The following is a 12,659-nucleotide window of genomic DNA, read 5'->3' as shown; positions in this document are numbered from 1 at the left end:
TTACTCCCCCCTCGCGAGCCGCGCGAGCAACGCGGGCCCGACCTGCTCGACCAGCGCGGTCAGCTCGCCCGCGCGCACCATCGTCAGCAACGGCACCTCCTCCTTCACGTCGCTGCGGACCTTGCCGACGAACGGCTTCAGGTCGCGTTCGAGCAGCGCGAGGAAATCCGGATCATGCGCGGCGTCGGCCAGGATCTGCTTCAGGTCCTCCAGCGCCTCGAGCGGTTCGCTTTCGCCCGGCTGCCGATCGGCAGCGGACGTCGCGAGCCGGACCTTCTCCAGCCACAGCCGCTCGTTGCCGATGATGCCGATCTGGTTCAGCACTTCCGCACGCAACTGCGGCGCGCGGCCGAAAAAGAGGCCATGCGCGGGCGTGCGCCCGGTGACGGTGACGCGCACCGCGCGCGGCACGTGGCCGTCGACGGTCAACAGCGCCTCCAGCGACTGGCCGATCTTTCGCGACAGATCGGCCACCGACAGGCAATCGGACGCATCGACCGACACGGCTTCCCAGCGCAGCACGTCGAGATACAGTCGCTCGACCTGCGTGTTGCCTTGCTCGACCGTCACGAGCACCGCGCCGCGCCGGCCGGTTTCGCGGATATGGCGCCCTTGCAGGTTGCCGGGAAACACGACGGTGGACGGGCCCGTCCATTGCTGGAATTCGTGCACGTGGCCGAGCGCCCAGTAGTCGTAGCCTTTCGCGTGCAGTTCGGCCAGCGTGCACGGCGCGTAGTTCGCGTGCGCCGCATACCCTTCGAGCGCCGTGTGCAGCACGCCGATGTTGTAGTACCCGGGCACCGGGTCCGGATAGCCGACCGCGAGATTGTCGACGACAGCCTTGTCCTTGAAGCTCTGCCCGTGCAGCGCGACGTCGAATTCCGGCAGCCTGAAGGTTTCCGGCTTGCGATGGCCGAACACCGTGACGTTGTCGGGCAGCGTCAGCTTCTTCGTCATCTCGCTTTCGGCATCGTGGTTGCCGCCGAGGACGAACGCACGGATCCCGGCCTTGCGCAGGCGGCCCATCTGCTGGCCGAAGAAGATGCCCGTGTTGTGATCCTTCCAGTCGCCGTCGTACAGGTCGCCCGCGATCACGAGGAACGCGACTTCCTCCTCGATCGCCCGATCCACGAGTTGCCGCAGCGCCTCGCGCGACGCGTTGCGCAACTGCGCGGCCGGCGCGTCGGGGTACGCGCTCAGGCCGTGCAACGGGCTGTCAAGGTGAATGTCTGCCGCGTGGATGAACTTCACGAAGGTTCCTCTGTTTCATGGCGAAGGGGCGACGCCGCTCGCACGGGCCCGTGCCGTCAGGCGTCACCCTGGTAGCCGCCAGGCCTGCCGCCGCACATGCGACACGCGCCGAGCCGGATCGCGCTGCCCGTTGCAAGCGGGTCGCGATGGTACCTGAAAGCGGGTAACGACATGCGTTCTCCGTCGGTCCGGACGGCGGGGAAGCACGCGATACCGATGCGAACCGCCATTGTGCCGCAGCACGATCGCGTGACAGCGAAACGACGCCGGGAAAGCGTCGAACGGGGAGCAGGAACACACGCGGGATCGCCCCGCGTGCGTCGCGACGCACGCGCCCGGCTACCTGCGCTCACTCGCCGCGCGGAACGGGCGGCGGCGCATAGCCGTTGTCGTTGCCGGGGAATGGATTCGCGTTGCGGCGAAGCGCATCCTCGTCGCTCTCCTTCTGTGCGAACAGCGCCACACCGATCACGCCGACGTTCGCGGCATCGCCGTACCTTGAATTCGCGACATAGCTGTCGGGCACGGCCGCGAAGCGGAACGCGGCGACTTCGTCGCGGCTCTTGCGGAAACCCTCGATCGTCAGCGTGCGGCCCGGATACAGCACGTAGCCGCCGTTCGTATAGCTGCCCGGCCGCCCCGACCGCACGTCGAGTCCATCGACCGTCGACACGACCTCGAACGCGCGGCGCCCCTGGTTACGCAACACGATCATGTAGCGCGAGCCTTCGACGCCGGCCATGTGCCAGCGGCCGTTGCTGCGCGCGAGACGCAGCGGCGCCCCCTTCTCGTCGGTAAACGACAGCGCGATGTCGCCGTTCGCGAGCGCGATGCGGGTCGGCAGCCGGCGCACCTGCGACGGGGGAAGATGGCCGGGCAGCACGTCGTTGTAGTAGACCGACGCGAGGTCCGTCGGCTTCGCCGGATCCGCGCGTTCGAATTCGACCTGCCGGGTTTCGGATCGCACCGACTCGCCCCACGCGGTACCGAGCCCGCGGCGTTCGCTGGCGTCCGGCGCGGCGCTGGGCGCGGCGGTACTGGCGGACGGCGGGGGCGGCGCCGCGCAGGCAGCCAGCCAGAGCGCGCAGGCGAGCGCGAGAAGGCGGAACAGGAGGGTCATGACGTGATGCCTCGGAATGTTATCGGACCGCGCCGGGCTCGCCGGAACGGTGTTTTTGTATCGTCTGTCGTCACGGTGTCGATCGGACATGCTGGCCCATGCCGGCCGGTACGACCATCGCGGCGACCGGCTGTCGGGAGCCCTGCTATTTAAGCATGGCGCGACGGCAATGGGCAGGGGCCGCGCGCCGATAAAAAAACGGCCCGGCCCGCATCGAAGCGGACCGGGCCGTGGCGGGATGCGTGCTGTTTATTACAGCGCGCCGCCTTGCGCCGACGCCGAACCCTTCACGCCGACCGACGCGCCGCCCTGCACCGCGTTCGTCGCGCCTTCGAGCGCCTCGCCGGCCTTCGCCTTCGCGCCGCCCGCGACATCGCCCGCGGTCGACACCGCGCCTTGCGCATGGCTCTTCGTCGAACCTGCGACGTGCTTCACGTGCGACTTCGTCGCATGCACAGCCGATGCCGCCGCATCCTTCGTCGCGCCCGCCGCCGAACCGACCGCCTGCGTCGCGCCGCCCACTGCCGTGCCGGCTGCCGAGCCCACGCCGCCGACCGTCTTGCCGACACCGTTCAGCGCGCCGCCGACGACGTTGCCCGCGCCCGAACCCGAGCCTGCCGCATTCGCGCCGGCGCCCGCCTGCACGCCCACGCCGCCGCCGAGCAGCGGCGTCTGGACCTGGGCGCCGACACCTGCGGAACCCTGGGCGCCGGTCTGGGCGGTCTGTGCAAATGCAGCCGAAGTCGCCATCGCCGTCAGAGCGGCACCCAGCAGAATCGTACGAATCTTGTTCATGGTCATTCTCCCCAAAGACGTTGTTGCTGCGGGCCGCCTTCGTGCGGCTTGTCGCATGCCTCGCCGCGACATGCGGCAGGTGGAGCTAATGTAGCGGCGCCGACGCGCAAAACGATTGAATTGCGGGGACTGTTACTTCCGTTGCAAATGCTGACGATTGACTCACACTGTTTGACAATCGGGAGCTTGCGGCGGGTGAACGCCGTATTTGACGACTGGCGGGTGTGAACCGCGAACCGGGACGACCGGCTGCGTCACGGCAACGACCTGCCCGATCGCCAGGTATCGGGAAAGCCGATCCATGCAACGGCCGGCTGACGAGCCGGCCGCTTTTATCTGCATCCCGAAGGACGGGTGGCGCCCGGTCGTCGATGCGGCCTTGTCATGATGCACGGCCCCGGCCGCCGACAAGCGGACCGGGGCCGTGCGCATCCCACGCGGTTACGGCCGGAACGTATCGCCGAGCACGACGCCTTCGCGACGCGGATCGGTGCCGCCCTGCAACGCCGGCGACTGGCCGACCGTCACGCGCATCACCGTGTTGACGCCGCTCGCCTGCGCGGACGTCGACACCTTGTGCCCGAGCGCGAGCAGCCCCGTGATCAGCGGATCGTTCGCGCCGTTGTTCGCCGCGTTGACGTTCGGATGTTCGCCGCCGACCGTGGTCGTCGGGCTGTTGCTCGCGCCGAAGTCGACGAGGCCCGCCGACTGCTGCGCATCGAGCCCCCAGTCGAGCGCGCCGACCAGCGTCTTGACCACGTATTGCGGAATCGTGCCGCCGCCCGGCGAACCGGTCGCCATCACGAAGTCGCCGCGCGAGCCGTCCGCGGCCTGCCCGAACACGATCGTCGGCGCCATCGAGCTGCGCGGCCGCTTGCCCGGCTGCAGACGGTTGGCCACCGGATTGCCGGACGTGTCGAGCGGGTTCGCGGAGAAATCGGTCAACTGGTTGTTCAGCAGGAAGCCGTTGGTCATGTGGAACGAGCCCATGCTCGACTCGACCGTCGTCGTCGCGCTCAGCACGTTGCCGTCGCCGTCCACGATCGTGAACTGGTTCGTGCCGTGCTCGATCAGCGTCGTGTCGACGCCGAGCGGCACCGCACCGAGCTTGCCGGGCTGCGCGGTGCCCATGCTCTTGGTCGTGTCGATCAGCGCCGCACGCGATTTCAGGTACGGCTTGTTCAGCAGCGTGTCCCACGTGCCGCCCGGCAGCGGCACGAAGTCGGTATCGGCCACGTACTTGTCGCGGTCCGCATAGGCGAGCCGTTCGGCCTCGGTGACGAGGTGGACGCCCGCGACGGTCGGCTTGCCGCCTTCGAGATCGATCGCCGTCGGCTTCAGCGACTTCAGGTCGAAGTTCTCGAGAATGCCGAGCGCCGACGCGACCGCGATGCCGCCCGACGACGGCGGCGGCATCCCGCACACCCAGTAGCTGCGATAGGTCGTGCACACCGGGTCGCGGCGCTTCGCCTGATAGGCGGCGAGATCCGCGACGGTCGTCTTGCCCGGCGTGAGCGTCGAGCCGTCCGCGCCCTTCGTCACCGCGATCTTCGCGACGATGTCCTGCGCGATCTGCCCCGTGTACAGCGCATTCGCGCCCGACTGCGCCATCAGCGACAGCGTGCGCGCATACGCGGGGTTCTTCAGTACGGTGCCGAGCGTCTTCGGCGACCCGTCGGCGTTCAGGAAATACGCGGCGGCTTCGGGATCGCGCTTCAGGTTCGCGGCGTTCGCCGCGATCGCGTCGGCCAGCCGGCCGCCGATCGGGAAACCGTTGGTCGCGAGCGTGATCGCGTCGCCGAACAGGCTCTGCCACGGCAGGCGGCCATGATCCTGTTGCAGCGCCTCGATGAGCCGCGGCACGCCGATCGTGCCGATCGAGCGGCCGCTCGCGCGCGCGTTCGGCAGCGGCGCCGAATGATCGGTGGCGTCGTCGACGTAGCGCAGGTAGTTCTCGGTCGCGGCGGCCGGCGCGGTTTCGCGGCCGTCGTACGCCTGCAGCGTCTTGCCGCGCGCATCGTAGTAGAGCAATACGCCGCCCGAACCGAGGCCCGTCGCCTCGGGCACCGTCAGGCCGAGCACGGCCTGCACGGCGACCGCCGCGTCGGCGGCCGTGCCGCCCTTCTTCAGCACCGCGCAACCGGCCGCGCTCGCGTACGCGTTCGACGTGGCGACCAGGTACGTTTTCGAATGGACGGGCTTCATCCCGGTGCGATAGCCCGACGACGCTTCCGGCAGCGACGGGTCGCCCGGCTGGTTCGAGCCCACCACGACCGTCGCGCCGCTGTTGTCGACCGCGAGGCAGCTCGCATCGGTGGAAGGTGCGGTCGTGCGGCCCGCCTCGTTCTCGACGTCGCCGCCGCAGGCGGTCAACAGGGCGGCCGCGAGCAACGCGGACGCATACGGAAAAATCGCTGTTCTGTTCATTGTCTGCCGATGTTCTCGTCGATCGTTGCGATGGACATCCTGTTGCCTGCAACCCCCTCGGTGCACGGGCAACGCGTTCGATGGTCCCATGAACAAAATTTTTTCCGCAATAAGGAAATGGCGTAGTGCAACCGGACGTTGTGTGCGCAACGTCACCGAACCGGCATGCGGGTTGACCTGTTGCACTGCATCGCGTTTCGATACGCCGATGCGGCTCGCCGCGTGACGTCGCTATCTTTTCGCCCGGCGACGCGTGCCGCTCGACGGGCCGCCGCGCGCGAAGCCGTGCTCCATCGCGTCGATCGCCTCGGAAAAGAACTCGAGAAACATCGTCATCGCGACGGTCGCGCTCATGTCCGCCCGCTGGTAGATGCAACTGAACGAGCGCGCGCCCGCATCGGCCAGCGGCGTCCAGGCGAGCCGGCCGGCGGCCACGTCGTCCGCGACGTTTTCCGCGATCAGGAAGCCGACGCCGGCGCCTTCGGCCGCGAGACGCCGCACCATCGACACCGACCCGGTTTCGACCAGCGGCCGTACGTTGCGCGGCTGCCGCGCATCGATCTGGTCGAACATCGCGCGCAGCTCCGTGTCGGGCGTCATCAGGATCAGCGGATGCGCGAAGCAGTCGCGCATCCGCACCTTGCCACCCGTCGACGCCAGTGGATGACCGGGCGCCGTGACGACACCCAGCGGCTGCGCAAACGCGCGCACCTCGACGACGCCCGGCGCGGTACGCCGGCGCAGCGCATAACCGATGTCGACCTCGCCCGTCTCGACCCAGCGCACGATGCTCTCGCCGTTTCCGGAGCGCACGCTGTACGTGACGCCCGGGTAACGCTGCATCGCGGCAAGGATCGCGTCGGGCACGAGCTTTTCCGCGGTCGACGCGGGCACCGCGAGATTCACGTGGCCGCGCCGCAACGCGCGCAGGTCCTCGACCTGCGTCAGCGCGTTGTCGAAATCGCGCTGGCCGCGCCGCACGGCCGCGATCACGATCTCGCCGGCGAGCGTCAGCTGCATGCCGCGCGGCAGCCGGTCGAACAGCGGCACGCCGACCTGCTCCTCGAGATTGCGGATCTGCTGGTGTACCGCCGCGGCGGTCAGGTGCAGCGCATCGGCTGCCTTGCGAAGCGAGCCGCGCCGCGCGACTTCGTCGAAACAGCGGAATGTCTGCGATATCGAACGCATGTGGAGTCCGTTAGATTTTTCCGAACAGGCCGTCAAGAATAATCCGATTTTACTGACCGGACGAATCGTCTAGATTCCGCTGCATCCCCGTATCCGATTCGAATGGAGACCGCAGTGACGACCGTCGACCAGATCACCCAGCGCCGCCGCGGCGTCGGCCTCATCGCCCACGATCCCGCGCTGTCCGCAGGCGGCTATACGCTCATCGCGCCGCAGACCGCCGACGGCAACGTCTATCTCGTCGGCATCGACGGCGAGGTCGTCCACCAGTGGAAGATGCCCGTGCGCCCCGGCCGCCATGCGGTCATCCTCCCGAACGGCAACCTCGGCTACAACGGCAATCATCCGCACTCCGAATCGCGCTACGCACCGTGGTCGATGTGGCACGGCGGCGACTTCTACGAGGTCACGCCGCAAGGCGAAACGGTGTGGCGCTACGAGGACCCCGCGCATCACCACGACGCGCAGTGGCTGCGGAACGGCAACCTGCTGTATGCGGCGTGCGAACCAGTCGACGCGGCCTTCGCGCGGCGCGTGCCGGGCGGCACCGCGCACGGCGACGACGAGGTGATGTTTGCGGACGTGATCCGGGAAGTGAACCGCGCCGGCCAGATCGTCTGGGAATGGCACGCACGCGACCATCTGCGGCCGGAGGACTTTCCGATCGCGGCAGGCTTCGGCCGCTATCACTGGCCGCTCGTCAACGGTCTCGCGGTCGATGCGGACGGCCGCGTGCTGATGAGCCTGCGCACGACGTCGGGGATCATCGGCGTGAACCGCGCAACCGGCCGCGTCGACCTGCACATCGGTCCCGACGTCGTATCGCACCAGCATGCGCCGGTGCCGCTTCCGAACGGCAACATCCTCGCGTTCGACAACGGCAATTTCCGTCACGGTGCGCACGTCGTGTTCTCGCGCGTCGTGGAAATCGATCCGGCGACGCGGCGCGTCGTGTGGTCGTATGCGGACGACGTCGTGAACCTGTTCTACACGCCGTTCATGGGCAACGCGCAGCGCTTGCCGAACGGCAACACGCACGTCACCGAATCGTCCACGGGCCGGCTGTTCGAAGTGACGCCGGCCGGCGAGGTCGTCTGGGAATACGTGATCCCGTGGTTCGCCGAATACCCGGACGAAGCGGCGCGCAAGACCGGCCCCGGCCAGTTGAACAGCGTGTTCCAGACGTTCCGCTACAGCGCCGCGCAGTTGCCCTGGCTACGGACCTGAGCCTTCGTTCACCGCCGGTTTCCGGCGATCGTCGCCGTTCGTTTTCGAGGGGCCTGCCGTGTCGCACGATCCGATTTCCCCGCCCGTCGATGCCCGGCTGCCCGCGTGGCAGCTCGCGCTGTTCGGGCTGCAGCACGTGCTGTCGATGGCCGCATCGCCGATCACGGCCGTCTTCCTGATCGCGAAAGTGCTCGCGCTGCCGGCCGACCTGACGGTCCAGCTGATCGGCGCGACGTTCTTCGCGTGCGGCATCGGCACGCTGCTGCAATCGCTCGGCGCCGGCCCGATCGGCGCGCGCATGCCGTTCGTGATGGTGCCCGGCGGCGCACCGACGATGCTGTTCGCGGGCATCGCCGCGCAATCCGGCCTGCCGACCGCGGCCGGCGCGGCGCTGCTCGCCAGCGCGTTCTACTGGGTGCTGTTGCCCGTCTTCACGCGCTGCCTGCGGCTCTTTCCGCGCATCGTCGTCGGCGCGATGCTGCTGCTCGTGTCGATCAACCTGATCCGGATCTACGCGACGATCGTCGTCGGGCAGCCCGGTTCGGCCGATTTCGCGCAGCCGCGCGCGCTCGGTCTCGCGCTCGCGACGATCGTCGCCACCGTCGTCGTCGCGGGCGCGTTCCGCGGCACGGCCGGGCGCCTCGCGGTGCTGATCGGGCTGATGGCCGGCGCGACGCTCGGCTGGGCGCTCGGCGCGATGCCCGCGCTCGCCGACGTGTGGCACGGGCCGCTCTTCACGCATCCGGTGTGGCTGCCGTTCGGCATGCCGCGTTTCGACGTGCTGGCCGCGCTGCCGCTGCTGATTTTCACCGCGATCTCGATGGCCGAGGCCACCGCGCAGACGGTCGCCGTCGGCGAAACGTGCGGCAAGCCGATTGCGCTCCGGCGCGACGTGCCGAAGACGATACGCGGCGATGCGCTCGCGTCGCTGGCCGGCGCGCTGTTCGGCACGCCGCTGATCGTGACCAGCGCCGAGAACATCGGCGTCGTGCAGACGACCGGCGTGCGCTCGCGCTACGTGACGGCCGCCGCCGGCGCGATGCTGATCGTCATCGCGCTGTTCGCGCCGCTCGCGCGGCTCGCGTATGCGATTCCGGCCGCCGTGGTCGGCGGCACCGCGCTGGTCGTATTCGCGATGATCGGCGTGATGGGCATCCGGCTGCTCGCGAGCGTCGACCTGCACGCGCGCGCAAACCAGTACACGCTCGCCGCCGCACTGGTGGTCGGCCTCGCACCGATCCTCGTGCCGAACCTGTATCGCCATTTCGGCGCACCCGTGCAGATCGTGCTCGGCAACGGCATGGCGGCCGGCACGCTCGCGGCGATCGCGACGCAACTGGCGTTCGCCGCGCTCGCGCGGCTGAACGGGCAGGCACACGCGGGTGCGGCTGCGGCGCCTTCGCACGACGCATAACGGCAGCGGCACGCACGCGCGGCGCGCCGCTTGACGACGCCCGCGGATCGACCGACAATCGCCGCTCCCTCCTGGCGCGGGCACTCGATCCAGCCGGCGCGTGCGTCTCCTCGACGCCGCACCGGCTTCAGGTTTTCCAGTCCCGATCTCCGCGCCGCCGTGCACGCGCACGCTCTTCGACCGGCTTCGCCGGACACGCTTAACGCAGGTACCGCCCCTGAACGCCAGCACATAGCCGCGCGGTCACGCTCGTGCCTGCCCGTTCACTTCGGAGTCCATGATGATCATTCGTCTTTCCAAGGCAGCCATGGTGCTGGCCATGGCCTTTTTCGCGTCGCTCGTCGCATTCGGTAACATCACCGACTACGCGACGAATTTCGCGTTCGTGCACCACGTCTTCCTGATGGATACCACCTTCCCGGGCAACGGGATCATGTATCGCGCGATCGACACGCCGTGGGTCCATCACGCCGGCTATATCGGCATCATTTCGATGGAAACGCTCACGGCCGTGCTGTGCTGGATCGGCGGCGCACGGCTGCTGCGCGCGCGACGCGCCGGCGATGCGGAATTCCGCGCGGCCAAGGGCCATGCGATCGCCGGCCTGACGCTCGGCTTCCTCACGTGGCAGGTCGCGTTCATGTCGGTCGGCGGCGAATGGTTCGGGATGTGGATGTCGAAGCAATGGAACGGCGTGCCGGACGCGTTCCGGTTCTTCATCACGCTGCTGCTCGTGCTCGTCTACCTGACGATGAACAACGACGGCATCGACGACACGCGTCACGCGCACTGACGCGCCCGTTGCGTCGCGTGCCGGCCGACCGGACATCGGGACGATTGCCGGCGTCACCGCGTCCGGCTATAAAGCGGAGATGGACACGAATCGCTGGATCCACGACCCCGTCGGCGCGTTTCGCGTCTGGCAGGAAACCGCCGCGACCGGCGCCGGCCGCCGGCCGTTCGCGCCGCGCTCGGTCGTGCAGCATGTCGCGATGTTCGAGCGATTCCTGCGCCACCTGAGTGCGCAGCGCGTGTCGCTCGCCACGTTCGGGCCCGACCACGTCGCGGCCTTCCTCGCGGAACTCGACCGTACCTGCGCGCCCGGCACGTCGACGCGCGTGCGCTATGCGAAGCTGATCGACCGGCTCGGCCGGCATCTGGTCGACACCGGTGTGCGGACGGTCCACCCGGCCGGCCGGTCGACGCGCGATCTCGCCTGGCCGGACGGCGAGCCCGAGCCGTGCTACCTGCCGCCCGATGCCGACGCGGCGCTGCAGCGCCATGTGCAGCCTCGAGCGGACGACACGCCGGCCGACTGCCGCAATCGCGCGATCGTCGCGCTGCTGCTCGCGAGCGGCATCACGTCGGCGGAAATTCGTGCGGCGACAGCCGACGCGCCCGAACTCGATGCGCGACCGCCGGTGTTGTCGGTGCCGCGCGATCGTGCGCGGCCGGCGCGCCGGATCGAACTCGCCGCGTTCGCGGTGGCGCCGCTGGCCGCATGGCGCGCGCGCTCGACCGACGCGCCGCCGTCGGCGCTGCTGTTTCCCGCGCCGCGCGGGGGGGCCATGAACGACATGTTCCTGCTGCTCGTCGTACGCGATGCGCTGAACGCGATCGCCTTTCGCGCAGCGGACATGAGCCCGCGCGTGCTGCGCAATACCTATGCGCGCCGCCAGTTGCTCGCCGGTCACGCACATGCCGACGTCACGGCGATGCTCGGCCTCGCCAGCATGCGAACGGTCACGCGTATCCGGCAGACGCTGCCGCCCGATGCGGCCGCGGATCGCGCTGCCCACGAACGCTGATCGCGCGCCGCCGGCGCGAACGTTGTTCCGCCGGCTCGCTATTCGCCCGGCTTCGACTGGACCAGCCGCAGAATTCGCGTGTCGTACGGTGATTGCATCACTTCCGCGATGCGGATGTCGGACGCGGCCGGATGCAGCGGATTCAACAGGAAGTTGTGGGCGTGCGGCACGACGACGCTCGGCACGCGCAGCAGCGCGCTCGGCTGCGTGTGCAGCCACTCGGTGCCGGCGCTACGCGTCCAGTCGACGTTCGTTCGCCAGTCGTCCGGCGCATCGCCTTCGGCGATTTCGGCGACGTCCACCGAATCGGGCACCTCGATCCGCAGCAACTGGTACGCGCTCGGCAATTGCGCGACGGTGGCGATTTCGAAATGAACGAGCGTCTCGAGCAACACGAGCGCCGGATGTTCGGCGAGATACACGACGGGTTGCCCGGCGAAATGCCAGCGGCCGCCGGCCCGCAACCCGCCGATGCCTTTCAGATCGGCGTAATTGCTGATCCGCCACAGCGTCGTCAAGCGAAGTACCCCTCGTCGATCTGCGTGAGGGCCTCTTCGACGAGCCGCGCGCCATGCTCGGTGCTCGCCATGTCGAGCGACGTGCGGCCGCCGAAGCGCTGGAGCCCGTTGCGCAGCCACGCCATCGCCTTGTCCTGATCGCCGAACGTGGCCGTCGCCTGCGCGACGATGCGCGCGAGGCGGATCGCCTTGTCGGACTCTTCCGGCGACAGGCGTTCGTGCGCCTGGCGACGATGGCTCAGCGTGCGGCGCGGAATGATGAACGCCAGCTCGTCCGATTTCAGCCCGCGCTCGGACAGCCGGTCGATCACCGACACGTCGACGCGCGCGCTCGCCAGCTCGGCCAGATCGGCGCCCGAACGGACGCGGATCGCCAGCAGCTGCTCGAGAATCGTGAATTCGGCCTGCCGCGGATGAGCGACGCCCGAAGGATGAAAAGCGATGGTGCTCATGAGCTCTCTCCGGCAATTTGCCCAATCATTATAGGCGTTTTGCCGAATGCTTGCGGATCGTCGAGTGGCGGAGCGGACGACTGCGCTGGCAGGCCGGTATTTCGGGGTATGCGAATCGAAGATTCGCCTCGGTGAGGCGGGGTTCATATTCAGTATATAAAGTCGTCGGTCCATGATGATCTGAAGTTGTCACGTAACAATTTCCCAACGGTGACCGAACGGAATGAAGGAAGCGCGCCGCTTCCCCGGCCGGTGCGTTGTCCTTCCTCGGTGTGACATAGCACTCGGCGAATTACACGTCGACCGCATGCTCCAGCAAGCCGACCGCGGCCCACCAGAGGTCGACGCGACCTAGCCAGATAGTGGCCAGCTATTGGCCGCCGCCGCGAAAGCGAATCACCCGCTGTATCGGTTCCTGTTCCCTCTCCCATCGATATCGATTCGACGCACTCGTGTCGC

11 protein-coding genes are annotated in these 12,659 nt (G+C 68.4%); 4 read left to right on the top strand and 7 right to left on the bottom strand.

Going from position 1 to position 12,659, the window contains the following annotated elements; genetic code table 11:
- The 5 genes from DTA15_RS32290 to DTA15_RS32270 all read right to left on the bottom strand — a co-directional run bounded on the left by DTA15_RS32290 (position 1) and on the right by DTA15_RS32270 (position 6,781).
- Complete coding sequence (locus DTA15_RS32290) at positions 1-1,251, bottom strand: metallophosphoesterase family protein (RefSeq protein WP_006487938.1); 1,251 nt, start codon at positions 1,249-1,251, stop codon at positions 1-3.
- A gap of 349 nt (positions 1,252-1,600) precedes the next feature.
- Positions 1,601-2,371 carry a hypothetical protein gene (locus DTA15_RS32285; protein WP_006487941.1) on the bottom strand — a complete coding sequence of 257 codons (771 nt, stop codon included), beginning with the start codon at positions 2,369-2,371 and terminating at the stop codon, positions 1,601-1,603.
- Positions 2,372-2,623: 252 nt separating this feature from the next.
- Positions 2,624-3,166: a hypothetical protein gene (locus DTA15_RS32280; RefSeq protein ID WP_006497816.1), complete on the bottom strand. Its 543-nt coding sequence runs from the start codon at positions 3,164-3,166 to the stop codon at positions 2,624-2,626.
- A gap of 441 nt (positions 3,167-3,607) precedes the next feature.
- Entirely contained in the window at positions 3,608-5,593 is a 1,986-nt protein-coding gene (locus DTA15_RS32275; protein ID WP_006483690.1) for a gamma-glutamyltransferase family protein, read from the bottom strand.
- Between the two features lie 231 nt (positions 5,594-5,824).
- Complete coding sequence (locus tag DTA15_RS32270) at positions 5,825-6,781, bottom strand: LysR family transcriptional regulator (protein WP_006483694.1); 957 nt, start codon at positions 6,779-6,781, stop codon at positions 5,825-5,827.
- A 102-nt stretch (positions 6,782-6,883) separates the two neighbouring features.
- Here DTA15_RS32270 and DTA15_RS32265 point away from each other — a divergent pair, with 102 nt between their 5' ends.
- The 4 genes from DTA15_RS32265 to DTA15_RS32250 all read left to right on the top strand — a co-directional run bounded on the left by DTA15_RS32265 (position 6,884) and on the right by DTA15_RS32250 (position 11,230).
- Entirely contained in the window at positions 6,884-8,008 is a 1,125-nt protein-coding gene (locus DTA15_RS32265; RefSeq protein ID WP_012493820.1) for an aryl-sulfate sulfotransferase, read from the top strand.
- Positions 8,009-8,066: 58 nt separating this feature from the next.
- Complete coding sequence (locus DTA15_RS32260) at positions 8,067-9,422, top strand: uracil-xanthine permease family protein (RefSeq protein ID WP_006483692.1); 1,356 nt, start codon at positions 8,067-8,069, stop codon at positions 9,420-9,422.
- Between the two features lie 280 nt (positions 9,423-9,702).
- Complete coding sequence (locus DTA15_RS32255; protein WP_006483693.1) at positions 9,703-10,215, top strand: DUF2165 family protein; 513 nt, start codon at positions 9,703-9,705, stop codon at positions 10,213-10,215.
- Between the two features lie 79 nt (positions 10,216-10,294).
- Positions 10,295-11,230: a site-specific integrase gene (locus DTA15_RS32250; RefSeq protein ID WP_012493821.1), complete on the top strand. Its 936-nt coding sequence runs from the start codon at positions 10,295-10,297 to the stop codon at positions 11,228-11,230.
- A gap of 38 nt (positions 11,231-11,268) precedes the next feature.
- On the opposite strand, the gene DTA15_RS32245 is transcribed toward DTA15_RS32250, so the two are convergent.
- Both DTA15_RS32245 and DTA15_RS32240 read right to left on the bottom strand, forming a co-directional pair.
- Positions 11,269-11,748, bottom strand: coding sequence for an RES family NAD+ phosphorylase (locus tag DTA15_RS32245; protein ID WP_006485623.1), 480 nt, complete (start codon positions 11,746-11,748; stop codon positions 11,269-11,271).
- Positions 11,745-12,200, bottom strand: a complete 456-nt coding sequence (locus tag DTA15_RS32240) for an Xre family toxin-antitoxin system antitoxin (protein ID WP_006480981.1) — start codon at positions 12,198-12,200, stop codon at positions 11,745-11,747. The genes DTA15_RS32245 and DTA15_RS32240 overlap by 4 nt, the downstream gene beginning before the upstream one ends.
- Positions 12,201-12,659 lie beyond the last annotated feature (459 nt).

The organism is Burkholderia cenocepacia (assembly GCF_900446215.1).
GTDB classification, from domain to species: Bacteria; Pseudomonadota; Gammaproteobacteria; order Burkholderiales; family Burkholderiaceae; genus Burkholderia; species Burkholderia cenocepacia.
The sequence above is the reverse complement of the archived record's forward strand: the minus strand, read 5'-3'. Positions and strand labels throughout refer to the sequence as shown.